The sequence below is a fragment of the Pelagibius litoralis genome, assembly GCF_011683915.1.
Lineage (GTDB): Bacteria > Pseudomonadota > Alphaproteobacteria > Kiloniellales > Kiloniellaceae > Pelagibius > Pelagibius litoralis.
In genome coordinates, this window is sequence record NZ_JAAQPH010000009.1 from 177788 (window position 1) to 201953 (window position 24166).

At 64.2% G+C, this 24166-nt stretch carries 31 protein-coding genes; 22 read left to right on the top strand and 9 right to left on the bottom strand.

All coding sequences use genetic code 11. The annotated features are described in order from the left end of the window. Window positions 1-46: 46 nt before the first annotated feature. Together HBA54_RS13425 and HBA54_RS13430 are read right to left on the bottom strand one after the other, a co-directional pair. A complete protein-coding gene (locus HBA54_RS13425) occupies window positions 47-862 on the bottom strand; it encodes a competence/damage-inducible protein A (protein WP_167225345.1) in 816 nt (271 codons plus the stop codon). A 5-nt stretch (window positions 863-867) separates the two neighbouring features. Further along, the gene (locus HBA54_RS13430) at window positions 868-1443 is read right to left on the bottom strand and encodes a hypothetical protein (RefSeq protein WP_167225347.1); all 576 of its coding nucleotides are present in this window, start codon (window positions 1441-1443) and stop codon (window positions 868-870) included. Between the two features lie 196 nt (window positions 1444-1639). Between HBA54_RS13430 and sfsA the strand changes: the two genes are divergently transcribed. The 4 genes from sfsA (at window position 1640) to purB (ending at window position 5394) form a co-directional block, all read left to right on the top strand. Beyond that, window positions 1640-2356 carry a DNA/RNA nuclease SfsA gene (sfsA, locus tag HBA54_RS13435; RefSeq protein ID WP_167225348.1) on the top strand — a complete coding sequence of 239 codons (717 nt, stop codon included), beginning with the start codon at window positions 1640-1642 and terminating at the stop codon, window positions 2354-2356. 64 nt (window positions 2357-2420) lie between these two features. Further along, entirely contained in the window at window positions 2421-3248 is an 828-nt protein-coding gene (gene map, locus HBA54_RS13440) for a type I methionyl aminopeptidase (RefSeq protein WP_167225350.1), read from the top strand. Continuing rightward, window positions 3238-3990: a RadC family protein gene (gene radC / locus HBA54_RS13445; protein WP_167225352.1), complete on the top strand. Its 753-nt coding sequence runs from the start codon at window positions 3238-3240 to the stop codon at window positions 3988-3990. Before map ends, radC begins: the two co-directional genes overlap by 11 nt. A gap of 111 nt (window positions 3991-4101) precedes the next feature. Then, a complete protein-coding gene (gene purB, locus HBA54_RS13450) occupies window positions 4102-5394 on the top strand; it encodes an adenylosuccinate lyase (RefSeq protein WP_167225354.1) in 1293 nt (430 codons plus the stop codon). Between the two features lie 32 nt (window positions 5395-5426). Here purB and HBA54_RS13455 read toward each other — a convergent pair whose 3' ends face one another. Then, window positions 5427-5750, bottom strand: a complete 324-nt coding sequence (locus HBA54_RS13455; protein WP_167225356.1) for a DUF1476 domain-containing protein — start codon at window positions 5748-5750, stop codon at window positions 5427-5429. Window positions 5751-5949: 199 nt separating this feature from the next. On the opposite strand from HBA54_RS13455, the gene HBA54_RS13460 reads away from it, so the two are divergent. The 12 genes from HBA54_RS13460 to grxD all read left to right on the top strand — a co-directional run bounded on the left by HBA54_RS13460 (window position 5950) and on the right by grxD (window position 14611). After that, window positions 5950-6783 (top strand): NRDE family protein, encoded by an 834-nt coding sequence (locus tag HBA54_RS13460; protein ID WP_167225358.1) that lies wholly within the window; start codon window positions 5950-5952, stop codon window positions 6781-6783. 200 nt (window positions 6784-6983) lie between these two features. Further along, window positions 6984-7745, top strand: a complete 762-nt coding sequence (gene purC / locus HBA54_RS13465; protein WP_167225360.1) for a phosphoribosylaminoimidazolesuccinocarboxamide synthase — start codon at window positions 6984-6986, stop codon at window positions 7743-7745. Between the two features lie 101 nt (window positions 7746-7846). Next, window positions 7847-8341, top strand: a complete 495-nt coding sequence (locus HBA54_RS13470; RefSeq protein ID WP_205944633.1) for a MarR family winged helix-turn-helix transcriptional regulator — start codon at window positions 7847-7849, stop codon at window positions 8339-8341. Between the two features lie 94 nt (window positions 8342-8435). Beyond that, on the top strand, window positions 8436-8834 hold the full coding sequence (locus tag HBA54_RS13475; protein ID WP_167225362.1) for a Spy/CpxP family protein refolding chaperone: 399 nt from the start codon (window positions 8436-8438) through the stop codon (window positions 8832-8834). After that, window positions 8831-9313, top strand: a complete 483-nt coding sequence (locus HBA54_RS29080) for a methyltransferase family protein (protein ID WP_167225364.1) — start codon at window positions 8831-8833, stop codon at window positions 9311-9313. Before HBA54_RS13475 ends, HBA54_RS29080 begins: the two co-directional genes overlap by 4 nt. A 58-nt stretch (window positions 9314-9371) precedes the next feature. Beyond that, entirely contained in the window at window positions 9372-9935 is a 564-nt protein-coding gene (locus tag HBA54_RS13485; RefSeq protein ID WP_167225366.1) for a lipid-binding SYLF domain-containing protein, read from the top strand. 120 nt (window positions 9936-10055) lie between these two features. Beyond that, window positions 10056-10298, top strand: coding sequence for a phosphoribosylformylglycinamidine synthase subunit PurS (purS, locus tag HBA54_RS13490; RefSeq protein WP_167225368.1), 243 nt, complete (start codon window positions 10056-10058; stop codon window positions 10296-10298). Window positions 10299-10308: 10 nt separating this feature from the next. Continuing rightward, complete coding sequence (locus HBA54_RS13495; protein WP_167225370.1) at window positions 10309-10938, top strand: putative glycolipid-binding domain-containing protein; 630 nt, start codon at window positions 10309-10311, stop codon at window positions 10936-10938. Window positions 10939-10996: 58 nt separating this feature from the next. Further along, a complete protein-coding gene (gene purQ / locus HBA54_RS13500; RefSeq protein ID WP_167225372.1) occupies window positions 10997-11686 on the top strand; it encodes a phosphoribosylformylglycinamidine synthase subunit PurQ in 690 nt (229 codons plus the stop codon). An 8-nt stretch (window positions 11687-11694) separates the two neighbouring features. After that, a complete protein-coding gene (gene purL / locus HBA54_RS13505) occupies window positions 11695-13899 on the top strand; it encodes a phosphoribosylformylglycinamidine synthase subunit PurL (RefSeq protein WP_167225486.1) in 2205 nt (734 codons plus the stop codon). A 63-nt stretch (window positions 13900-13962) separates the two neighbouring features. Further along, window positions 13963-14202 carry a BolA family protein gene (locus HBA54_RS13510; RefSeq protein WP_167225374.1) on the top strand — a complete coding sequence of 80 codons (240 nt, stop codon included), beginning with the start codon at window positions 13963-13965 and terminating at the stop codon, window positions 14200-14202. Between the two features lie 70 nt (window positions 14203-14272). Next, window positions 14273-14611 carry a Grx4 family monothiol glutaredoxin gene (grxD, locus tag HBA54_RS13515; RefSeq protein WP_167225376.1) on the top strand — a complete coding sequence of 113 codons (339 nt, stop codon included), beginning with the start codon at window positions 14273-14275 and terminating at the stop codon, window positions 14609-14611. Window positions 14612-14679: 68 nt separating this feature from the next. On the opposite strand, the gene HBA54_RS13520 is transcribed toward grxD, so the two are convergent. Together HBA54_RS13520 and HBA54_RS13525 are read right to left on the bottom strand one after the other, a co-directional pair. Further along, a complete protein-coding gene (locus HBA54_RS13520; RefSeq protein ID WP_167225378.1) occupies window positions 14680-15375 on the bottom strand; it encodes a transglutaminase-like cysteine peptidase in 696 nt (231 codons plus the stop codon). Window positions 15376-15599: 224 nt separating this feature from the next. Then, complete coding sequence (locus HBA54_RS13525) at window positions 15600-16463, bottom strand: MBL fold metallo-hydrolase (RefSeq protein WP_167225380.1); 864 nt, start codon at window positions 16461-16463, stop codon at window positions 15600-15602. 287 nt (window positions 16464-16750) lie between these two features. On the opposite strand from HBA54_RS13525, the gene HBA54_RS13530 reads away from it, so the two are divergent. From HBA54_RS13530 to HBA54_RS13540, 3 genes are all read left to right on the top strand, one after another. Next, window positions 16751-17977, top strand: a complete 1227-nt coding sequence (locus tag HBA54_RS13530) for an MFS transporter (RefSeq protein ID WP_167225382.1) — start codon at window positions 16751-16753, stop codon at window positions 17975-17977. A gap of 11 nt (window positions 17978-17988) precedes the next feature. Then, a complete protein-coding gene (locus HBA54_RS13535) occupies window positions 17989-18372 on the top strand; it encodes a hypothetical protein (RefSeq protein ID WP_167225384.1) in 384 nt (127 codons plus the stop codon). A gap of 132 nt (window positions 18373-18504) precedes the next feature. After that, window positions 18505-19086, top strand: a complete 582-nt coding sequence (locus HBA54_RS13540) for a CARDB domain-containing protein (RefSeq protein WP_167225386.1) — start codon at window positions 18505-18507, stop codon at window positions 19084-19086. 58 nt (window positions 19087-19144) lie between these two features. Here HBA54_RS13540 and HBA54_RS13545 read toward each other — a convergent pair whose 3' ends face one another. Both HBA54_RS13545 and rpsD read right to left on the bottom strand, forming a co-directional pair. Next, window positions 19145-19546 carry a cyclophilin-like fold protein gene (locus HBA54_RS13545; RefSeq protein ID WP_167225388.1) on the bottom strand — a complete coding sequence of 134 codons (402 nt, stop codon included), beginning with the start codon at window positions 19544-19546 and terminating at the stop codon, window positions 19145-19147. 90 nt (window positions 19547-19636) lie between these two features. Further along, complete coding sequence (gene rpsD / locus HBA54_RS13550; RefSeq protein ID WP_167225390.1) at window positions 19637-20251, bottom strand: 30S ribosomal protein S4; 615 nt, start codon at window positions 20249-20251, stop codon at window positions 19637-19639. Window positions 20252-20562: 311 nt separating this feature from the next. Here rpsD and HBA54_RS13555 point away from each other — a divergent pair, with 311 nt between their 5' ends. The 3 genes from HBA54_RS13555 to HBA54_RS13565 all read left to right on the top strand — a co-directional run bounded on the left by HBA54_RS13555 (window position 20563) and on the right by HBA54_RS13565 (window position 22486). Beyond that, window positions 20563-21408, top strand: a complete 846-nt coding sequence (locus HBA54_RS13555; RefSeq protein ID WP_167225392.1) for a DMT family transporter — start codon at window positions 20563-20565, stop codon at window positions 21406-21408. Continuing rightward, window positions 21405-21827 carry an alternative ribosome rescue aminoacyl-tRNA hydrolase ArfB gene (gene arfB / locus HBA54_RS13560; RefSeq protein WP_167225394.1) on the top strand — a complete coding sequence of 141 codons (423 nt, stop codon included), beginning with the start codon at window positions 21405-21407 and terminating at the stop codon, window positions 21825-21827. The genes HBA54_RS13555 and arfB overlap by 4 nt, the downstream gene beginning before the upstream one ends. An 80-nt stretch (window positions 21828-21907) precedes the next feature. After that, window positions 21908-22486 (top strand): histidine phosphatase family protein, encoded by a 579-nt coding sequence (locus HBA54_RS13565; protein ID WP_167225397.1) that lies wholly within the window; start codon window positions 21908-21910, stop codon window positions 22484-22486. Between the two features lie 20 nt (window positions 22487-22506). On the opposite strand, the gene HBA54_RS13570 is transcribed toward HBA54_RS13565, so the two are convergent. Further along, complete coding sequence (locus HBA54_RS13570; protein ID WP_167225399.1) at window positions 22507-23247, bottom strand: SDR family oxidoreductase; 741 nt, start codon at window positions 23245-23247, stop codon at window positions 22507-22509. Window positions 23248-23381: 134 nt separating this feature from the next. Then, entirely contained in the window at window positions 23382-24164 is a 783-nt protein-coding gene (locus tag HBA54_RS13575; RefSeq protein ID WP_167225401.1) for an RNA methyltransferase, read from the bottom strand. Between the last annotated feature and the right edge of the window lie 2 nt (window positions 24165-24166).

Here is a 24166-nt window from a genome sequence, read left to right on the forward strand (position 1 = left end):
CCGGCGCCCATCGCCGAGGCTCTCCCCCATTCAACGTACCCGAAGGCTAACCGGCGGCCCGTTCATCCGACACCGGCGCTTCGCGGCTTTCCACTTCCCCTGATTGCTGCGTCCCTCTGTCCCAATCGCCGGTGCTTCCAAAGCCGGCGATCATCGTATCCATTACCCCACAGGCTTGCTCCAGCTGGTCCTCTTCGGTCGAACGCAAAACGACGCGGACGCCGAAATTGCCATTCCGATTGAAGGGGTAACTGCCGATTTCCACGCTGGGGAACTGGTCCTGTATCTTCCCCAGAGCCGCTGCGATCGTGCCCTCGCCCAACGCCAGGGTGACCGTTCTCGATTGCAAGGGGGCACCGCCGACAAGGCGGTGGCGAAGGCTCTGAAACATCGCCTGCATGATCGCCGGAATGCCCGCCATCACGAAGACGTTCTCCATCTGGAAACCCGGTGCCTTGCTGACCGGGTTGTCGATCAGATCGGCCCCTTCGGGGGTCCGCGCCATGCGCAGCCGGGCCTCGTTCAGCTGGCCGGCCTCATAGTGCGCTTCCAGAATTGCCCGGGCCTCTGGGTTAACGATCAGCGGCACGCCAAAAGCCTTGGCAACGCACTCGGCGGTGATGTCGTCGTGGGTCGGCCCGATCCCTCCCGTGGTGAACACATAGTCAAAGCGCCGTCGCACTTCGTTCAGGGTGCTCACGATAACGGCCTCGTCATCGGGGACGACCCGAACCTCCATCATGCGCACGCCCAGCAGATTGAGCTGCTCACCGATGTAGGCCAGATTCTTGTCCTGGGTGCGCCCGGAGAGAATTTCGTTGCCGATGATAAGAAGGCAGGCGGTGACCGTCGGCGTCGTCATAGCTCTCAGAATTCCAGGCGCGGCAACACGGTATCGCTGCGGGCGTAGCCCTTGGCCTCCATGCAGCCGGTCATCAGCGAGCCGCGGCGCTGGCGCAGGTCGAATTCATCGACCCGCTGACGCAGGCCCGCGTAGCGCGATGAACTGGTCAGGGTGTCGATCCCGGCATTACGGTCGTCGGTAATCTGGGCGTCCCGGCGCGTCTGAGCCCAGGCGTAATTGTAGCAATCCTCAATGTCGATCCGATAAGCCTCTTCGTCCTTGTCGCTCTGGATCGTCCAAGTCGTGCCGTCCGGGCCCTTAAGGATCACGCCTTCCTCCTCGGCCGCCGCTTCTCCACCGGCTTGGTCCTGAGAGGGCACGGCCGGCAGGCCGGCCGACTGCTCGCCACCGTCCGCGCCCGGCGGCGGCAGGGCGTTACCGCCGGCGGCGCCACTGTCCTGGCTTCCCGGCGGCGGCGCCGCACCACTGCTTTCGCCGCCCAGGACGACGGGGTCCGACGCACAGGCGGCAAGCATCAGCAAACCGGCAGAGGCGATGGTAATGGACGAAAACAGACGGCGACGTGGCTGAACGAGCATTTAGGATTCCTTGCAGCGACTGGCCCAAAGACCCGGCACCCCGAAGTGCCGGGTAGAGCGAGCGGAAACGCATTGCTAGACTGTGCTTCGTACAGTGGCTCCCCGGGCTGGAAGTTGCAAGCCCATGTCATTAACTCTTCTCGCGATAAGCACACCTAGTGGTTGCGCTTTCTCGAGTTCTATCTATACCGGCGAAATGCGATTTCCAGCCCCCCTGATTCAAGGCCGTCTTGTCAAGCGTTACAAGCGTTTCCTCTCCGACATCGCCATGCCGGACGGCACCGAGGTGGTCGCCCACTGCGCCAACCCGGGATCCATGCTGGGATTGGCGACTCCCGGCTCGGTTGCATGGCTTTCGCCTGCGACAAACCCTGCGCGAAAGCTGAAATACTCCTGGGAACTGGTCGAGGCCGAGGGCGCCCTGGTCGGCATCCATACCGGCCGGGCCAACGCCCTGGTCGAAGAGGCCCTGGAGGCCGGCCGCATCGAGGCATTGCGGCCCTATGGGTCGATCCGGCGCGAAGTGCCCTACGGCACCAACAGCCGGGTGGATTTTCTGCTGCAAGCCCCGGAAACCCAGGACCGTTCTCTGCCGGACTGTTATCTGGAAGTGAAGTCGGTCACCCTGATGCGCCGTCCGGGCCTGGCGGAATTTCCGGACTCGGTCACGGCGCGGGGCGCCAAGCATTTGGCCGAATTGGCAAAGATTGCCCAGGGCGGGCAAAGAGCTGTGCTTCTTTTCCTGGTCCAGCGGGGCGATTGCGACACCGTGGCAGTGGCCGCCGACATCGATCCGGCCTATGCCAGGGCCCTGAACACGGCAGTAGCGCAAGGGGTTGAAGTCCTGTGCTATAGTTGCAAGGTATCGGCAGAGGCGGTCGTGTTGGACGCAGCCCTGACTTTGGCGCTATAAGCGGCCTCTGGCCACACGGCTGGCGGCAATTTCTTTGAACTACTCCCCAGCAGGGGTCGGATTGATGAAGCAAGGTTACAGTGCAGAGCGGGTCAGCCCCCAGGACGGCGGCTATGTTGTCCATGACGAGGCGGGCTTTGAAGGCATGCGCCGCGCGGGCCAACTGGCGGCGGAAACCCTCGACATGATCACCCCGGAGGTGAAGCCGGGCATCACCACGGAAGAACTCGACCGGATCTGCCACAACTATATCGAAGGCCACGGTGCCGTTCCGGCGCCTTTGAACTATCGCGGCTTTCCCAAATCGATCTGCACCTCGGTGAACCATGTCGTCTGCCACGGCATTCCCAGCCCGGACAAGCGCCTGGAGAATGGGGACGTCGTCAACATCGACGTTACCGTGATCATCGACGGCTGGCATGGCGATACCAGCCGCATGTTCTTTGTCGGGGAACCCAAGATCAAAGCTCGCCGCCTTGTCGAGGTCACCTATGAATCGATGATGCGCGGGATCGAGGTGGTGAAGCCCGGCACCACCCTGGGCGACATCGGCCATGCCATCCAGAGCTTCGCGGAGAAGCAGCGCTTCTCGGTCGTCAGGGATTTCTGCGGCCACGGTCTGGGCCAGGTCTTTCACGATGCCCCCAGCATTTTGCACTATGGCCGGCCGGGCGACGGGATCGCCCTGCGCGAGGGCATGTTCTTCACCATCGAGCCGATGATCAACGCCGGCCGCCCGGAGGTGAAGATCCTGCAGGACGGCTGGACCGCCGTCACCCGTGACATGAAACTCTCCGCCCAGTTCGAACACTCCATCGGCGTGACCGCAACGGGCTACGAGATCTTCACCCTCTCCCCCAAGGGCTGGCACGCGCCGCCCTATGCCGTTTAAGGCGCCGGCCGACAAGCCGGCCCGACCGACCGTGGAAGAGGCCCAGCCCCCGGACCCGACCCCCGCCCCCAAGCCCCACTACCACGGTCACCGCGATCGCCTGCGCGACCGTCTGCTGGATCGCGGCGGCGACAGCCTTTCGGACTACGAGATCCTGGAGTTCCTGCTGTTCGGCGCCAAACCGCGCGGCGATATGAAGCCTTTAGCCAAAACACTGCTCGCCAAATTTGGTAGCCTTTCCAAAGTTTTGGCTGCCGAACCGGAAGTTTTGTCCAAGGTGTCCGGCATGGGCAAGGCGTCCATCGCCGCCCTGAAGGTCGTACCGGAGGCCGCCGCCCGGCTGGCCCGTGAGGAGATGATCGAGGCAGCGGAAATTTCCGCCTGGGACAAGCTGCTGGACTACTGCCGCATTACCATGGCCCACGAGCCGGTCGAACAGTTCCGGCTGCTGTTTCTCGACAAGCGCAACCGCGTCATCGCCGACGAGGTGCAGCAGCGCGGCACCATCGATCACACGCCGGTCTATACCCGCGAGGTGGTGAAGCGGGCCCTGGAGCTGGGGGCGGCGGCGCTCATCCTGGTCCATAACCATCCCTCCGGCGAGCCGGAACCCTCACCCGCCGATATCGCGATGACCGAGGAGCTGCGCCAGGCGGCCGAAAAACTGGGGATCGCCATTCACGACCACGTGGTCATCGGCCGCGCCGGCCACGCCAGTTTCCGGGCAATGGGTTTGCTGTAAGCGCGCCACGGCGCTATAAAACAGACTCCGCAGCGCTCTTTAAAGCTCTCTGCAGCTCCCTTCTTTCAGCGGCCCCTTTCGGGGCCCGCTCTCGTTCAGGACCCGACATCGATGATCCCACGCTACAGCCGTCCCGAAATGACCGCCATCTGGGAACCGGAGAACCGGTTCCGCATCTGGTTCGAGATCGAGGCCCATGCCTGCGACGCCCAGGCCGAACTCGGCGTGATCCCCAAAGAAGCCGCCAAAGCGGTTTGGGAGCGCGGCGCCTTCGAGGTGGAGCGGATCGACGAGATCGAGCGGGAAACCAAGCACGACGTCATCGCCTTCCTGACCAACCTGGCCGAACACGTGGGCGAAGAAGCGCGCTTCGTGCACCAGGGCATGACCTCCTCCGATGTTCTGGATACCTGCCTGGCGGTGCAGCTCACCCAGGCCGCCGACATTCTGCTGGCCGATCTGGACCGCCTGCTGGCCGCGCTGAAAACCAGGGCCCTGGAGCACAAGGACTCGGTCTGCCTGGGCCGCAGCCACGCCATCCATGCCGAACCCACCACCTTCGGCGTGAAGCTGGCCGGCCACTACGCCGCCTTTCAGCGCAACCGCGCCCGCCTGGAGGCCGCGCGGGCGGAGATCGCCACCTGCGCCATCTCAGGCGCCGTCGGTACCTTCGCCAACATCGACCCCTTCGTCGAAGAATACGTCGCCGGAAAACTCGGCCTGACGCCGGAGCCGGTCTCCACCCAGGTGATCCCGCGCGACCGCCATGCCGCCTTCTTCGCGACGCTGGGCGTCATCGCCGCGTCGATCGAGAACCTGGCGACCGAGATCCGGCACCTGCAGCGCACCGAGGTGCGCGAGGCCGAAGAGTTCTTCGCGCCCGGCCAAAAAGGTTCCTCGGCCATGCCGCACAAACGCAATCCGATCCTGACGGAAAACCTGACCGGCCTGGCCCGGGTGGTGCGTGCCGCCGTGGTGCCGGCGCTGGAGAACGTGGCCCTCTGGCATGAGCGCGATATCTCCCACTCCTCGGTCGAGCGGATGTTCGGCCCCGACGCGACGGTCACGCTGGATTTCGCCCTCAACCGGTTGGCCGGGGTCGTCGAGAAGCTGCTGATCTATCCGGAGACGATGCAGAAGAACCTGGATCAGCTCGGCGGGCTGGTCCATTCCCAACGCGTGCTGCTGGCCCTGACCCAGGCCGGCATCAGCCGCGAGGACTCCTATCGTGTGGTCCAGCGCAACGCCATGCAGGTCTGGGCCGGCGAAGGCGACTTTCTGGCTTTATTGAAGGCGGACCCGGACGTCTCGGCGAAGATGGAGCCTTCGGCCCTGGAAGCCTGCTTCGATCCGGCCTATCACACCAAGCACGTCGACACGATTTTCAAGCGGGTCTTCGGCTGAGCCCGGCCTGCCGGGTGTAGGGAACCTGCCCCCTACTCCTCCATGATCTGCTTCTTGGCCTCGACCATCAGATCGTCCATGCGGGTGCGCAGGCGATGCTCGGTGAAATCGACGGCCTTGGCCTCGAGATCGGCCATGACCTTGCGGACCACGTCGTCGGGGCCGGGTTCGTCGAGGTCGGACGCTACGACCTCTTTGGCGTAGGCGTCCACGGCGTCGCCTTCCAGGCCGAGCAGTTCGGTCGCGAGCCACCGCCCCAGGAGCTTGTTGCGCCGCACCTCTGTGCGGAACTGCAGGTCCTGGTCGTGCTTGAACTTGTCCTCGAATGCCTTTTCGCGGTCGCTGAATGTGTTCATCGGCCCCTTAGTCTCCCGGAACGATCTATACGTTAATATCAGGTGGCGGTTCACACCCGCCGCTTCAAGCAGTGGAATGCCTGAAGGCTTTATAAACTCCTTCGCGGCGGGGGGAAACTGCTTGCTGCGCCCGCGGGACCTGTGGGAAAGGGTGACCGGTCGGGCGAAAGCCCCGTCGAAAAGGATCCTGATCGCCGCCATGTGCACGCTTGTCCTTCTGCGCCGTCCCGGCCATCCCTGGCCGCTGCTGCTGGCGGCCAACCGCGACGAGATGATCGATCGCCCCTGGGCGCCGCCCGGCCGCCACTGGTCCGACCGGCCGGAGACGGTCGCCGGCCTGGACCGGACGGCGGGCGGTTCCTGGCTGGGCATGAACGACCATGGCCTGGTGGCGGCGATCCTCAATCGCAAAGGCTCCCTGGGTCCGGCAGCAGATAAGCGCAGCCGCGGCGAACTGGTGCTGGAGGCGCTGGACCACGCCGACGCGGTTTCCGCCGCCGAGGCGCTGGCCGACCTCAATCCCGCTGCCTACCGCAGTTTCAACCTGGTAGTGGCCGACAACCGCGATGCCTACTGGATCAGCAATCCGGACGGTCCGGCGGCGCGCGCGGTCGCGCTGCGGCCGATTACCGAGGGGCTCTCGATGGTCACCGCCTATGACCTGAACGACCCCCAAAGCCCGCGTATCAAGCGCCACCGGCACGACCTGGAACAAGCGGCCGCGCCGGATCCGGCCTCCGGCGACTGGAGCGCGTGGCAGGCCATCATGGCCCGCAGCGCCGCCGACGATCCGCAGAGCGAGGCTGAGGCTGCCATGACGGTGGACCTGGGGGCCTTCCAAACTGTGTCCTCTTCGCTCATCGCGCTGCCCGCAGCACCGCAAAGCCTGGGCGCGGAGCCGCCCCGGCCGGTCTGGATGTTCGCTGCCGGACGCCCGGACAGGCAACTTTACGAGCCGGTCGGGCTGGGCTCGCCGCCTACCGCCGAGAGCCAGACGGACCCCGCTTCATGGGACCCGACGGAAGGAATCTGAGGCCCTGTAAGGCCCCGCTGGGCCGCAGCCGGACCGGCTCTGGGCAACCTCTGGGCGCGATTGTTTTGCCCCCCTTCACCTGCTATATCAACTGCCCCGTCCGAGCAGCCGGTGGAGAGCCAGGAAAGGCGCCGCAGCCCTTATCAGCAAACTGGCCAATCCGACCAAATGGGACAATGATCCTAATATAGGTGCAATCGATGCGACGCAGACAGATCTACGAGGGCAAGGCCAAGATCATCTACGAGGGCCCCGAGCCCGGCACAGTTGTCCAGTATTTCAAGGACGATGCGACCGCCTTCAACAATCAGAAGAAGGGCACCATCACCGGCAAGGGCGTGCTGAACAACCGCATCTCGGAATACCTGATGACGCGGCTGGAAAGCATCGGCATCCCCACCCATTTCGTGCGCCGCCTCAACATGCGCGAGCAGCTGGTGCGCGAGGTCGAGATCGTCCCGATCGAAGTCGTCGTCCGCAACATTGCCGCCGGCACCCTGGTGAAGCGTCTGGGGCTGGAAGAAGGCGCGCGCCTGCCCCGCTCCATCGTCGAGTACTATTACAAGAACGACGAACTGGGCGACCCGCTGGTCTCCGAAGAGCACATCACCGCCTTCGGCTGGGCCAACACCCAGGATCTCGACGAGATGCTGCAGTACGCGCTCAGGATAAACGACTTTCTCTGCGGCCTGTTCCTCGGGGTTGGCCTGAAATTGGTCGACTTCAAACTGGAGTTCGGGCGCCTCTGGGAAGACGAGGAGATGCGCATTGTCCTGGCCGACGAGATCAGCCCGGACTCCTGCCGCATCTGGGATGTCGCCACCGATAAGAAACTGGACAAGGACCGCTTCCGTCGGGATCTGGGCGAGGTCGAAGAGGCCTATCAGGAAGTCGCTCGCCGCCTCGGCGTTCTGCCGGAAGCAGGCCCGATCGACATCAAGGGTCCGCGCCTGATGCAGTGATGGCGCGGTTGCGGCACGATGGTTGTCGCCCTGCACCAAACTGACATGGCCAAACTGACAAGTATGTTGTCATAAGGCCATCGCCTTGCTAACCCTGGGCGATGGTTGACACTTCATCCAAAACATCAAAACGCAACACGCCGACGCCGGAAGCGCGGGCGGTCTTCGATCTGCTGCTGGAGGTCTCGGCGACCTTCTTCAAGCTGCGCGCGGTCGGGCAGCGCGGCGGCAGTGTCACGGCCTGGGGCGGCGGTCTCTGGGGCCTCCTGCACAGCCTGCAGACACAGGGCCCGCAAACCGTCCCACAGCTTGCCCGCGCCCGGCCCGTCGCCCGCCAGCATATCCAAAAACTGGCCGATGAAATGGCCGCCGAGGGTCTGGTCGAGTTTGTCGAGAACCCGGCCCACAAGCGCTCGAGGCTGTTGCGGCCGACGCCGGAGGGCGAGGCCGTGTATCTTGAAATCACGGATGAGCTTCTGACGCTCTGCCGTGATTTCTCAACGGGGCAGGATCTGGATGATCTTCAGACAAGTCTGAGTACAATCAGAGATTTGAAAGAAAGCCTTGCGGCATTGCTTGATGATGAAAACGCCTGACAGGCGTCACTCGTAAATCACCTATTGACAATTTTGTTGTCATTTTACATGCTGCTCTAAATGACAATAGAGTTGTCACTTTAGGAGCAAGCTGATGTCTTGGATGAAGTACCTTGGTGGACCCCAGCAACAGCCGCCTGCGCCGGCACGGCGGTCGTCCCTGTGTCCAGCCGAGCCCGCTGCACTGACCGACAGTCTGGCCCTTTTCATTGAGCGCGACCTGCAGCTCACAGAGGAACAGAAACCGGCGTGGCAGCGTCTGACGGGCGACGTTAAAGCGGCGATAGCGACGATCGACGACGGCGCACGAAAGCCGAGCCTGGTGCCCTCCGGCGATGCCCTTGACCAGCTCGAAGACCTGCGCCGGCTGTTCACCCGGGGCCTGGACACCCTCGATCAGGTCGAACCTGCCTTCCGCGATTTCTATGCCCTGTTGGACCACCGGCAGCAGGCGCGCCTCGATGCCGCCTTGCAGCACGGGGGGCACCCGTGAACGACCGGCGGGAATCCGATACGGCCGGTGTCATCGCACACCCACCGGTCCTCTATCTCGGCTTTCTGCTGGCCGGCCTCGCCGCCGACAGGCTCCTCGGCCTGCCCGCCCTGCCCTATCTTGCCGGTGACCTGGGTTTTTCCCTTGGCACCGCCTCGGGCCTCGCCGGTCTGGCTTTGCTCTTTGCCGCGGCGGCCCGCTTCATCAAGGCCGGCACCAACATCCCCACCAGCCGTCCCTCGACGGCGCTGGTGACCGGCGGGCTCTACCGGTTCAGCCGCAACCCGATCTATCTCGGCCTCACCCTCATATACCTGGGCCTGACGCTGGGCCTCGCCAGCCTGGCCGCCCTTCTGTTCCTGCCGTTGCTGCTCGCGGTCATGCAGGTCGGCGTGATCCAGCGCGAGGAGCGGTACCTGGAAGCGAAGTTCGGCGAGCCTTACCGGGCATACAAACAAAAGGTACGGCGTTGGCTCTAGGCGGGTCCGCGCGGTAGAATGACGCCAGGCACAGAGCCTGTCGGATTCGGAGGAGACAATGATGCGCTTGCCCTTCCCAGCCATGTTCACCGTCCTTATGGCAGCCATGATCGTCCTGGCTTTTCAGGGCGCCCCGGCCAGGGCGGAAAAGGCGGCAACCATCGAGCAGCACTCGCGTGAGGCGCTGGCGCTGCTGCTCCAGCAATCGGAGGCGGCGAAGCGGCTGGCGGACGATGCATCCGGCATTCTGGTGTTTCCGAAGATCGTAAAGGGCGGCCTGATCGTCGGCGGCCAGTACGGCGAGGGCGCCCTTTTTAAGAGTGACGACGTCGCCGGGTATTACAGCACCGCCTCGGCTTCTTTCGGCCTGCAGGCGGGCCTGCAGACCTTCGGATACGCGATTTTCTTCCTCAACGATGACGGCCTGAAGTTCCTGGACAACAGCGACGGTTGGGAAATCGGCACCGCCCCCAACGTGGTACTGGTCGACAAGGGCGCTGGGGCTTCGCTGACCACGACCTCAGGGCGCGGCAACATCTACGTCTTCTTCTTCGATCAGAAAGGCCTTATGGCCGGCGTGACGGTCGAGGGTACGAAGATCACAACCATCAATCCGGAATAGCGCTCGAAACAGAAGCCGATTTGGCGCCGCTGCGGCTTGTCACTGCGGCTTGTCACGAGGGCCCGGGAGAGCTAAGTTCCGGCCAACTTTCCACCCCCCGCGAGTCGGAGCGATGTGCCCATGAAGGCCCGCGTTCATGTTACCCTGAAAAACGGCGTCCTCGATCCCCAGGGCAAGGCCATCGAACAGGCTCTCGGCGCCCTCGGCTTCGGCGGTGTCGAAGAGGTCCGCCAGGGCAAGGTCATAGAGTTCTCGCTGCAGGAGAGCGATCCGGCAAAGGCTCGCGCCGATGTCGAGGCCATGTGCCAAAAGCTTCTGGCCAACACCGTGATCGAGAACTACGCCATTGAGCTGGACGGCTGAAGCTGCGCCCGTGAGTTCCGCCGAAAGCAAACCGAGCGAAACCGCCGCCTCAGGCAATACGGTGCGCGATATCTACTGGACACCCTGGACGGGCCCGGGGGTCGAACACCTGCACATGACCGATCATGGCGACCGCATCGCCGCCTTCGGCCTGATCCTGCGTCCCCTGCGCGACGAACATGTGCGCATCCGCTTCGGCTTTCATACCGATGCCCTGTGGAACACCCGCCGGGTGATGGTGGCTTTGGCCAACGCGGAAGAAGAGCGGCCGAGGCGCGTGGTCCTGGAAGGCGACGGCGAAGGTCACTGGCAGTTCATGGAACGCCCGGCGCCGCAGTTCGACGGCTGCCGCGATGTCGACATCGAAGCCAGCCCCTTCAGCAACACCGTTCCGATCCGCCGCCTCAATCTGGCGACCGGGCAGTCGGCGGAGATCAAGGCAATCTACCTGCCGCTCCCCGGCCTGGAGCCGACCCTGGTGCGCCAGCGCTATACCTGCCTGGAGCCGCTGGGGCCGCTCGGCGGGGCTTTCCGGTATGAGAATCTCGACTCCGGCTTTGCCGCCGACCTTCAGGTCGACGGCGACGGGCTGGTGAAAGACTACCCCGAAACCTTCCGGCGCAGCTGGCCGACGTGGTAGGGCGCGGATTGCCCATGGCCATACGGACCAAAGGCCGGATTCTGCAGGGAGAGCGTGCATGAAAGCAGCGGTCATCGTCTTTCCAGGATCGAACTGCGATCGCGATGTGCAGGTTGCCCTCCGGCAATCCATGGGTCGCGAACCGCTGATGGTCTGGCACAAGGAAACCGACTTCGATGCCGTCGACCTCATCGTACTGCCGGGCGGTTTTTCTTACGGCGACTATCTGCGCTGCGGCGCCATGGCCGCCAACTCCCCGGTCATGAAAGAGGTGGTCGCCCGCGCCGCCAAGGGCGTCGCAGTGCTCGGCATCTGCAACGGCTTTCAGATGTTGACGGAAACCGGCCTGCTGCCCGGCGTTCTGATGCGCAACGCCGATCTGCGCTTCGTCTGCCGCGATGTGGGCATCAAGGTTGAAACCAGCCAAAGCGTCTTCACCAGCAGATACGAACAGGGCGAGGCGATCCGCATTCCCGTGGCCCATCACGACGGCAACTACTTCGCCGACGAAGACACCCTGTCGGCCCTGGAGGATCGAGGCCAGATCGCTTTCCGCTATTGCGACGCGGACGGGACCGTCACACCGCAGGCCAACCCCAACGGCTCACAGCGCAACATCGCCGGGGTCTACAATGAAGCCAAGACAGTGCTGGGCCTGATGCCCCACCCGGAGCGTCTGGCCGACCCCAAGCTGGGCGGCAACGACGGGCGGCCGATCTTCGACGGCCTGGTGGAGGCGCTGTCGTGACTACAGCCATGGCCAGCGAACGCCCGGTGACGCCGGAGGTGGTGCGCGAGCACGGCCTGAGCGATGCCGAGTACGAGCTGGTGCTCGACATCATGGGCCGCGCCCCCAATCTGCTGGAACTGGGCATCTTCTCGGTCATGTGGTCGGAGCACTGTTCCTACAAGTCCTCCAAAAAGTGGCTGAAGACCCTGCCCACCAAGGGTCCGCAGGTGATAAAGGGGCCGGGCGAGAACGCCGGCGTCATCGACATCGGTGAGGGGCTGGCCGCCATCTTCAAGATGGAGAGCCACAATCACCCCTCTTTCATCGAACCCTATCAGGGCGCGGCGACCGGGGTCGGCGGCATCCTGCGTGACGTCTTCACCATGGGCGCAAGGCCGGTGGCCAATCTGAATGCCCTGCGCTTCGGCGCGCCGGAACACCCCAAGACACGCCATCTTGTGGCCGGGGTGGTGGCGGGCATCGGCGGCTACGGCAACTGTGTCGGCGTGCCCACCGTGGGCGGCGAGATAAACTTCGATCCCTCCTACAACGGCAATATCCTGGTCAACGCGATGACCGTGGGCATCGCCCCAGCCGACCGGATCTTTTATTCCGCTGCCGCCGGCGTCGGCAAACCGGTGGTCTACGTCGGCTCCAAGACCGGGCGCGACGGCATCCACGGGGCCACCATGGCCTCGGCGGAGTTCGACGAGGATTCAGAGGAGAAGCGTCCCACGGTGCAGGTCGGCGATCCCTTCACGGAAAAGCTGCTGATCGAAGCCTGTCTGGAGCTGATGGCGACCGACGCCATCGTTGCGATCCAGGATATGGGCGCCGCCGGCCTCACCTCTTCGTCTTTTGAGATGGCCTCAAAGGGCGGCTCCGGCGTCGAGCTTGAGCTCGACAAGGTGCCCTGCCGCGAAGACGGCATGACGCCCTATGAGATGATGCTCTCGGAAAGCCAGGAGCGCATGCTGATCGTGCTGCAGCCCGGCAAGGAAGGTCTGGCGCGCGGCATCTTCCAGAAATGGGATCTCGATTTCGCCGTTATCGGTCACCTGACCGACAGCGGCCGCATGGTCCTGAAAATGCATGGGCAAGTGGTTGGCGACCTGCCCATCGACCCGCTGGCCGAGGCTTCGCCGGAATACGACCGGCCCTGGCAGCCGACACCGCCCCGCGGCGACATCGACCCGGCAAGCCTGACGACCGCAACCGCTGCCGCCGAAGCCCTCACCCGTCTGATGGCGACACCCGATCTTTGTTCAAAACGCTGGGTCTGGGAACAGTACGACCATACGGTCATGGCCGACACGGTCGCCCGGCCCGGCGGCGATGCCGCTGTGGTGCGCATCCACGGCTCCAACCGCGGCCTTGCCATGGCCAGCGACTGTACGCCGCGCTATTGCGAGGCCGGGCCGGAGCGCGGCGGCGCCCAGGCGGTGGCGGAAAGCTGGCGCAATCTGACGGCGGTCGGCGCCCGGCCGCTGGCGGTTACCGACAACATGAACTTTGGCAACCCGGAGCGCCCGGAAATCATGGGCCAGTTCGTCGGCTGCATCGCCGGCATGAAGGCAGCCTGCGACGCGCTGAGCTATCCGGTGGTTTCCGGCAACGTCTCGCTCTACAACGAGACCAACGGACAGGCCATCCTGCCGACCCCGGTGATCGGCGGCGTCGGGCTGATCGACGATCTGGACTGCCTGATCGGGGCGGCCCTGCCCGGCCCGGACCAGGCCATCGTTCTGATCGGCGAAACCCTCGGGCATCTGGGCGCCTCGATCTACCTACGCGACATAGAAGATCGCCGCGACGGCGCCCCGCCGCCGGTCGATCTGGCCGACGAACGGCGCAACGGCGACTTCGTGCGCGCGCAGATCCACCAGGGCGGCGTGAGCGCCTGCCACGACCTCTCCGACGGTGGGCTGGCCGTGGCCCTGGCGGAAATGGCCCTGGCCGGCGATTGCGGCGCCGACATCTCCGGGGCCTTGCCGGAGAACACCCCACTGACCGCATGGTTGTTCGGGGAAGACCAGGCGCGCTATCTTGTCACCAGCAGCGATGCCGAAGCAGTTCTGGCGGCAGCCGCGGAGGCTGGCGTAGCGGCCCGGCTTCTGGGGCGCAGCGGCGGAGATCGGTTGATCCTGGCAGAGGGTGAAGCCATATCCCTTGCAGAGCTGCGCGAAGCCCATGACAATTGGTTGGGCGACTACATGAAGGGACAAGGCTAAAGCCCTGTTTCGCAAAGAAAATTAAAAGGCCCGATAATAAGGGATGTGGGAAGGATCGAGAGCATGCCGATGAACCCGGCGGAAATCGAGGGCATGATAAAAACGGCAATGCCGGACGCCGAGGTCCGCATCGAGGATCTTCGCGGCGATGGCGATCACTATGCCGCCTATGTCGTCTCGGCAGCCTTCCAGGGAAAGTCCAGGGTGCAGCAGCATCAGATGGTTTACGAGGCCCTGCAGGGGCGAATGGGTAACGAATTACACGCACTGGCGCTGCAGACCTCGACCCCGACGGAGGCCTGACCGCCGGCAGATCGATGAAAACGAGCAGCCCCAGCGGCGCTAAATCGCAATCGCGAAAGGAGTGAAGGTTATGGATGAAACCGTAGCCACGAGGATCAAGCAGGAGATCGACAACAGCCAGGTCGTGCTGTTCATGAAAGGCACGCCCGTGTTTCCGCAGTGCGGCTTTTCCGCCGCCGTGGTGCAGATCCTGTCGCATCTGAATGTGAAGTTCAAAGGCGTGGACGTCCTGCAGGACCCGGGCATCCGCCAGGGCGTCAAGGACTTCAGCAACTGGCCGACCATCCCCCAGCTTTATGTGAAGGGGGAGTTCGTCGGCGGCTGCGACATCATCCGCGAGATGTTCCAGACCGGCGAACTGGCCGAGTTTCTCCAGACCAACGGGGTCGAAGTCAAACCGGCGGCCTGATCCCAAGTTCATATTCTACATGAGGGCCGCTCCAGCACACCGGGGCGGCCCTTACTCCGTCCGCCGTCTTATGATGTTTTGATGTAGACCAGGGTCTTCTGATGAGGGCCGATCTGGTATTTCGGCGTCCAACCGCCGAACGGCCTAGCATGAATGCGTGGTGTCAGATTGTCCAAAAGCACCCGGCGGTCGGGGCCATAGTCGACACCAAGCATCATATGGGCTTCACCCGACAGCAGGATGCCGGCCACCAGGTGCAGACGTTCAAGCGGCCACCCCCGGGTATAGAGAACGTAGCCCTTGAGCAACGCGTAGTCCTCACAGTCGCCGCCCTCTTCCAAGGTCTCGACGGGCCCATACCAGCGGTCGCGGGTATGGCCGTGCAGCCAATCCGAAATGTAGCGCACGTCGCCGTTGACCATCTGGTTGGCCGCCACCGCCAGGCGCTCGTCATGGACCCTGGCCAGGCTCGAAAGTTCCCGGCGCCAGCGAACCAGCACCGGATGATCCGAACGATCCAGCGTCGTGGCCTCGCGCCGGACAAGATCCACCCAGCGCTGCAGCCGCGCCTCCACCTTGGGCGCCGAACGTTGCATGGCAAGATAAGTGTGGTGATGTGGCGTCGAGGGGTGGAAGGGGCTGATCGCGGGATGCCGATGCTGGCCCGGCGGCGCGGCGGACGGCATCGCCGTGAAAGGGACGGAGGCGCAACCCGCCAGAACGGCTGCCGACAAGGAAAGCACGCTGCGACGGGTAAGCTGCATTCCAGAATCCTGTCCTGCCACCGCAAGAGAGTCTGCGTTGCCTTGCTTGAATCGCTTTGATCATGCATTAATCAAAACATCAGCATCAGGGCGAAGGTAGCAGGCAAAGGATGCCGACTGCAATCACAGGAAAAGCCCGCAGGCACAAAATCCCCAATGAGTAGTAATGCGCCGGAACGTCCTCGCGCAGCCCGTCAATTTCGGCAACGGCCGTCTGGTGCCGATCAGTTGCCGCGGCGGTGCAGGGCGATGTTGGCCGCCATGCCTTCGATGTTCTCGACGCGCCACTTGTCGTACTGACCCCAGTCCTTATAGGCGTCGAGGGTGATGGAGGCCTTCATCTCTTCCACCGACTTGCCGGCCCGTGCCGCCGCCAGGACTTCGGCGTAGAGCGCTTCCAGGTAGCCGCGGTGATCGGCGGCGTCTGCCTTGGTCCCCACCGCGCCGTGGCCGGGCAGCAGGATATCGAAGTCGATCGCCTCGACGCGCCGGATCGCCTCCATCCAGCCCGGGAAGTAGGCATCCGAAAGCGTGCGGAAGGGCAGCCGCTTCACCGAGATGAAGTCGACGGCAAAGACCGCCCGTTCGACCGGGAAGTGCGCCACGATCATGTTGTTTGAATGGCTGGGCCCGACGGAGATCAGTTCCACGGTGTGGCCGCCGAGGGTGAGAGTCATGCGCTCGTCAAAGGTGATATCAGGCACCGCCGTCGGGCGCTGCTCGCCGATGATGGTCTGCTTGGCGTTTTCATGCGCGACCACGACGGCCCCAGCCTCCTTGAAAACCTCGCCGCCGGCAATGTGGTCGCGGTGATCGTGGCTGTAGACCACGTAGCGGATCGGCTGATTGAAGCGTTCCATGACTTCAGCCTGCAGCCAGGCCGCCGCTTCGGCATCGATGGGATCGGTGGCGATCACCCCTTCTTCGGTCACCAGAAAGACCGAAAAGTGAAAATTGTTCTGGAAACGATAGAGATCGCCGGCGACCTGGGTGATCGACCGTTTCACCTCGGACTGCTGTGCCGCCGCCGGGGTTGCCGCCATCAGCACCGCCGCCATGACCAAAACCGCCCTCGCCCATCCAATCATTGCACCGCTCCTTTTTCATCCAGGCTTTGGACCAGCATATAGCGCGATGCGATGACCGGCGAAGGCCCAACGGCCTGAACCCCTTCACTTGGTCGTGAAGCACCCGACTGCCACGATCTCACCAAGGCCTGGCAGAAATCGGGGGATCGGTCACGGGCCGCCGCCGGATTCCTCCGATACAGCCATGCCTTGAGAACATGCCCCCCTGCGAGCCTGCAGGTTTGCGCCTTTTTCCGGCAGTCCCTAGACTTTGGGGACCTTCACCCCAAGCAAAGAGCGGCCAGTCGATGACGGTTTCCAGCCCAGCCCCACAGCCTCTGCCGTTCTGGCGCGCGACCCTGTTTGTGATCGCCGCCGGCTGCCTGCTGGCCCTGCTTTCTTTCGGGATAAGGGCCAGCTTCGGGCTGTTCCTGGCGCCGATGTCCAGCGAGTTCGGCTGGGGGCGCGAAGTTTTTGCCATCGCCATTGCCCTGCAGAACCTGCTCTGGGGTCTGGCGCAACCGGTCGCCGGCGCCTTTGCCGACCGCCACGGCTCCGGCCGGGTGCTGACCATTGGTGCTCTGGTCTATGCCGCCGGCCTGTTCATCATGGCCAATGCCTCGACGCCTGGAATGCTCACCCTCTCCGCCGGCATCCTGGTCGGGCTCGGGGTGGCCGGTGCTTCCTTCGCCATCGTACTGGCCGCCTTCACGCGCCTGGTTTCGGAGGAGAGGCGCTCCTGGGCGCTGGGCATCGGCACGGCGGCCGGCTCCGCCGGCCAGTTCCTCATGGTGCCCCTCGGCCAGAGCTTCCTCAGCGCCTACGGCTGGTCCATGGCGCTGACCATCTTCGGCTTCATCGCCCTCTTGATGGTGCCCTGCGCCGCCGCCCTGACCGGCCGACCGACGACGAAGTACCAGATGCCACAGTCGATCGGCGTGGCCCTGGGCGAAGCTTTCCGCCACCCCAGCTACAACTATCTGATCGCCGGTTTCTTCGTCTGCGGTTTCCACGTCGCCTTCATCCAGGTCCATCTGCCGGCCTATATCACCGACATGGGCCTGCAGGCCGGGCTCGCCGCCTGGGCCCTGGCCCTGGTCGGCGGTGGCAACATCATCGGCGCCTACATGTCGGGCGTTCTGGGCGGGCGCTTCAGCAAGAAGTACCTGCTCTCCGGGCTCTACCTCGCCCGCTCAGTCGTCATTACCATTTTCATCACCCTGCCGATCAGCGAGATCAGCGTGCTCGCCTTCTCGCTCGCCATCGGCCTGCTGTGGCTTTCCACGGTGCCGCTGACCTCCGGCCTGGTGGCCCAGTTCTTCGGTACCCAGCACATGGCCATGCTGTTCGGCATCGTCTTCTTCAGCCACCAGATCGGCGCCTTCCTGGGGGTCTGGATGGGCGGCTACTTCTTCGACGTGACCGGCTCCTACGATATGGTCTGGTGGGTCAGCGTGGCGCTCGGGCTTTTCGCCGCCGCCATCCACTGGCCGATCCGCGAGCAGAGCATCGCCCGCCCGGCGGCGACCGGCTGACGGGCCACATCATGATGAAAGGGACACACGGCATCGCATTGAAAGTGCTGCTGTTGTTCCTCGGCCTCTGGCTGGCCGCCATGGCGCTCGCCCTGCCTCAGGCAGCCCTGGAAGACGATGAAACCGGCTTGGTGCTGGCGGTCTTTCCCTTGCAGCTTCCCGAGGACGGCAACTTGCTGAACATCGCCGCGGCCGAGGGACGCGCTGTGCGCAGCCTGCTCGGCGGACGCCTCTGGCTCACTCAGTCCGACCGGCCCGGCTTCGTCCGGCAACTGAAATCCGCCGGCGCCTGGGCAGCCTTCGATCCAGGGATCCTTATCGGCCTGCCCCAGGGCGGATGCTTCTTCATTTCAGTGCACCCACCGGGACCGCCGCGCCCTCACCCACCGATTTAAGATGGGGATTTTTTATATATTTTTCAATATATTATAGGGATTTCTTGAATTTCAATAGAGGCGGATGAACCTTCGTCACAGGGCTTTCGACTACCAGAGCGAACCGTATCGAGCCTCATGGAGTAAGCCCTTATGATTAAGAACCTGATTCTGGCCTCGGCCACGGCAGTTACTGCCCTGACTTTCAGCGCCCCGGAATTCGCAGGGGGTTCTCAGGCTGCCGCAGGAATGACGGCCCAGTCAGCCCAACTGAAGGCAGGCCCCGCAAAGCAGCAACCGCCGACGCGCAAGCCGACAGATCTGCCGGGCGCCGGCGCCGCCGATGACTATAAACCCGCACCCTATGTGGACCTCTACGGCACCTTTGGTTTTCCCCTTGGCCTGGAGGGAACGCCCGGCGCCTTTTTCTGCGCGCCGCTGTTCACCGGCGACACGAAGTCGGAGTTCGTTCAGATCAAAGTGCGCAATCAGGGGACCAAGGCCGCCGGGCCGGTCCGGGTGGTGTTCGAGTTCCCCGGCAGCGGGCGCGTGGCCCAGACCATGCCGATGAACAACCTGAACGGCACCTACGTTTATCAGGCCAACATTCCGGCGAATGCCTGGAAGAACGGCAAGGTGGACTTCACCATGCGCATCGACCACCCCAACAAGGTGGCCGAGAGCAACGAAAACAACAACGTCTACTCAAGCTTCTGCACCGATCCCAATGCCTGACCTTCGCCAGGCGGTCCGTGGACCAGCAGAACATGGCTGAAAAAGGGGCGGCCGCGCGTCATCGCCGGCGGTCCCTTTTCGGTTCTTCAGACAGCGCTACTACGGTCACGGACTCGCCGTCGCGTACAGCGGCCAGCGTTCGCACGTCGTCCAGGGCGTCGGCCCAGATGTTGGTGGGTGAGGCCAGACGGATCTCGTCGCCCTGGGAAATCGGCGTACGCCCGAAGCCGATGGCGATGGCATCGCCGTCGGTCCAGAAGGCGATCTCCCCCGCCTTCACCACCGCCTTGGCGTCCGCTTCCCGCGCCACGCTGACGGGGGTGTCGAAATAGACCTCCTCGCCCCAGGTGCGCGCCGTGGAGTGGATCGGCAAAGCCGCAAGGATCGCCGCCGCCGTCGGTGTATCGCGGGTCTCGATCACCATCGATACAGGCCCGGCGGTCACCATCAGTTTTGCCATCGGCGCCATCCTTTCTCATGAAAAAAGCCGCTCAGCAGACTGCTGAGCGGCTTCGTTCTTGGCAACCCCGCGGGGCTGCGTCTCCCAGAATTAACGCGAGTAGAACTCGATGACCAGATTCGGTTCCATGGAGACCGGATAGGGCACGTCAGCCAGCTTGGGCGCGCGCACGAAGATCGCCTTCATCTGGTTGTGATCGACCTCGATGTAGTCCGGCAGATCGCGCTCGACCGACTCGACGCCTTCCAGCACCAGCGGCAGCTCGCGGCTCTTGGACTTGACCTGCACGATATCGCCGTCCTTCACGTTGTAGGAAGGGATGTTGACGCGCTTGCCGTTCACGGTGATGTGGCCGTGGTTGACGAACTGGCGGGCGGCAAAAACCGTGGGGACGAATTTGGAGCGGTAGATCACCGCGTCCAGGCGGCGCTCCAGCAGGCCGACCAGGTTCTCACCCGTATCGCCGCGGCGCCGTGAAGCCTCTTGATAGTAGCGGCGGAACTGCTTCTCGCCGATGTTGCCGTAGTAGCCCTTGAGCTTCTGCTTGGCCGCCAGCTGAATGCCGAAATCCGTCGGCTTGCGGCGCCGCTGGCCATGCTGGCCGGGGCCGTATTCACGCTTGTTGACGGGGCTTTTGGGGCGGCCCCAGAGGTTGACCCCGAGGCGGCGGTTGATCTTGTACTTCGAAGCAATGCGCTTGGACATGGCCGAGCGGCTCCTTTCCTTGTTTAATGCCGCCTCGCTTCGAGGTCGGCTGTTGTTGTTCCGGTAGTTTCAAGACCGGCGAAAATCGCCTAAGTAGTAGTCCTGAACGGGGTTGGGGTCTTTGCCCGCCCACATTCCCGGAAAGAAGCGCGGACTATACGAACCGCCACCGAAATGTCAAACCTTCAGGACTGTGAAGTTCCGGACCCCTTATGACCCTGTCTTCTCCCCCTATCGCCACGGGAAAAAGCCCCAAAAACAGCCATAGTTCTAGCCCGGGGACGGGTCCGGCGGCGTCCCGCCCCCGGGGCTTGCTGCTGACCACCCTGGGCGTGCTCATCCTGACCCCGGATACCCTGCTGGTGCGCCTCGTCGACCTGGACCCCTTCTCCCTGCTGGTCTGGCGGGGACTGCTCCAGGCCCTGGGCACCACCGCCATCCTTTTCATCCTCTATCGGGGCCGGACCTGGGAGAGCTTTCACGCCGTCGGCCGTCGGGGCCTGCTGGCCGCCGGGTTCTTCACCGGCAGCACCTTTTTCTTCATCCTCGCCCTGCATGCCACCTCGGTCGCCAACACCCTGGTTATCATCGCCGCTGCGCCACTCTGCGCCGCCCTGATGAGCCGGATTTTCCTGGGCGAGAGCATTGCCGGACGCACCTGGGCGGCGATCTTCGGCGCCCTGGCCGGGATCGCCATCCTGGCCTGGAACGACCTAGGTGCCGGCCAGTTCTGGGGCAACCTCTTTGCGCTGGCCGTCGCCTTCTGCCTGGCCGGCAACTTCACCATCCTGCGCCATTCCAAGGCGGTGAACATGATTCCCTCCATGGCGATCGGCGGTATCATGGTGGCGGTGCTGGCCCTGCCTTTCGCAGACTTCACGGCCATCGTGCCGCCGGGTCCGCGCTTCGGCTATCTGCTGCTGATGGGCCTTGTGGTCCTGCCGCTGTCTTTCGCCTTGATCACGCTCGGCCCGCGCAGTCTGCCGGCCGCAGAGGTTGCCCTGATCCTATTGTTGGAGACCGTGCTGGGGCCGCTCTGGGTCTGGCTGGCAATCGAGGAGTATCCCGGCGACTGGTCGCTGATCGGCGGCGGCGTTGTGGTCCTGACCCTGGTCGCGCACGCTCTGGCCGCCAACGGCAAGTCGCGGTCGCCATGATCGAAATTACCGAACGGATCAGCCTGGACCCCGAGGAAATCGAGGAAACCTTCGTGCGTGCTTCCGGCCCCGGCGGCCAGAACGTCAACAAGGTCTCCACCGCCGTTCAGTTGCGCTTCGACATCAGGCATTCACCCTCCCTGCCGGAGGCGGTGCGCCTGCGTGCTGAGCGGCTGGCCGGAAAGCGCCTCACCAAGGACGGCGTCCTGGTGCTGACGGCCGCCCGCTTCCGCAGCCAGGAGCGCAACCGCGAAGACGCCGTAGAGCGCCTTGTCGCCTTGCTGCAGGAAGCCGCGCAGCGGCCCGAGCCGCGGCGCCCGACCCGGCCATCGCGCGCCGCCAAACAGCGCCGGGTCGATACCAAGACCCAGCGTGGCAGCATCAAGAAGCTGCGCCAACGCCCGCCGCGCGACGACTGAGGCCCTTGCCAGCCCGGTGCCCTTGCCAGCGGGCCGGCGGCGACTAGGTTTTAGCCCAACAGCAAAGACTGGGAGCCGCCATGCGTGCCGCACTACTCGCCATTGTGATCAGCGTCTTGGTTCCGCTGGGCTGGATCTCCGTCGCCGCCGCGGCAGAGGACCCCACGGTGCTGCAGCGCCTCGACGAACCGCGGACCCATGCGATCATGCGACACGCCCTTGCCCCCGGTACCGGCGATCCGGCCGACTTCGCCCTCGGCGACTGTACGACCCAGCGCAACCTGAACGACCGCGGCCGGGATCAGGCTCGCGCCATCGGCGCGGCCTTTCAAACAGCAGACATTGCGGTCGATCAGGTGCTGACCAGCCAGTGGTGTCGTTGCGCAGAAACCGCCCGCTTGCTCGGCCTTGGAACGGTGACGGAGGAACCGGCCCTGAGTTCCTTCTTCGCCGACCGCAGCACTGCCGCGGCCCAGACGGCAGTCACCCGCGACCTCCTGGCGGCAATGCCGGAAGATCAAACAGCGATCCTGGTCACCCATCAGGTGAACATCACCGCCCTGATCGGCGTCTTTCCGCGCTCCGGCGAAGTCTTTGTGTTGAAGGTCGGCGACGGCGGCGAGATCGAGGTTCTGGGTTCCTTCCTCGCCGCCGAATAGACCGGCGTCGCGAGGACTCGCTAGCCGCGCCCGATGAAGGGCATGTTGGTTGCCATGATCGTCATGAACTGCACATTGGCCTCAAGCGGCAGGCCGGCCATGGACACAACCGCATCGGCGACATGGGCCACATCCATGACCGGCTCCGGCTTCATGGTGCCGTCGGCCTGGGGTACACCGGCGGACATGGCGGCTGTCATATGCGAGGCCGCGTTGCCGATATCGATCTGGCCGCAGGCGATGTTGAAGGGCCGCCCATCCAGCGAGATGCTGCGCGTCAGGCCGGTGATGGCGTGCTTGGACGCCGTATAGGGCGCGGAGCCGGGCCGCGGCACATGAGCCGAGATCGATCCGTTGTTGATGATCCGCCCGCCCTGGGGCGACTGGCGCTGCATCAGTTTGAAGGCCCCATGGGCGCAGAGGAAGGCGCCGTTCAGATTGACGCCGATCACTTTCAGCCACTGTTCGGGCGTCAGGTCGCCGAAGCTGGTGGCGGGCACGTTGGTGCCGGCGTTATTGAAGACCACATCGAGCCGGCCAAGGTCGCTCTCGATCTTGCCATAGAGCGCTTCCACCGCCGCCGGGTCGGTGACATCGCAGGGCAGCACCGCCATACCACCGCCGCCTTCGGCATCGGTTTCCTTCAGCGCCTCCTCACGCCGTCCGCAGAGCGCGACCTTGAAGCCCGCCTTATGTAGCGCCAGGGCCGCTGCCCGGCCGATACCCGATCCCGCACCCGTCACCAATGCCGTCTTCGCCATAGCCTCTTCCTCCAACTCTGTTCTTATTTGATCGATGACGGATCATGAGCGAAAGCACAGCGAACCCGACAAGAGCGCCGGAGTTTAAACCATGGCCCCAGTCCAGCGCCAGGGTCCAAGGTGAAGGTTCAGGGCTAACGGTCCTGGCCGAACTTGCCGCGCAGGGCGGAGACGATGCCGTGCAGGGTGTTCACCTCCGCCTCGGTGGGGGCGATGCGGTGAAAGAGGTTGCGCAGGTTGCGCACCATGTTCGGACGCTTCTCCGGCGGATTGAGAAACTTGGTTTCATCCAGCGCGGCTTCGAGGCGATTGAAGAAGTTCACCAGCTCCGCCTTGCTGGCCGGCTGGCCGGCGCCGAGTTCCAGCTTGCGCGGCGCGGTGTCGTCGGCCGCCATGAACCAGGCATGGCCCACCAGCAACACCGCCTGGGCCAGGTTCAGGGAGGAGAAGGCGGGGTTCAGCGGCACGCTGAGGACGGCATCGGCAAGCACGATGTCGTCGTTGACGAGACCGGATCGCTCCGGCCCGAAGAGCAGACCCGCCTTTCGGCCCGCCGCCGCGGCTTCGCGCAGTTCGACCGCCGCCTGGGCCGGGGTCACCACCGGCTTCACCATGCCCCGCGGCCGCGCCGTGGTGGCATAGACCCACTGCAGGTCGGCAATCGCCGCCTCGGTCGTATCGAACAGCCGGACGCCTTCAATGACTTCAAGGGCGCCGGAGGCTGCGGTGTCCGCGCGCTCATTCGGCCAGCCATCGCGCGGCCGCACCAGGCGCAACTCCGTCAGGCCACAGTTCAGCATGGCGCGCGCCACCATGCCGATGTTCTGGCCCAACTGCGGATCGACCAGAATCACCGCGGGCGCACCGCCCGGGCCGGCTTCCGTGATGCTTTCCTGAGTCCGGTCAGTTCCCGCCATGG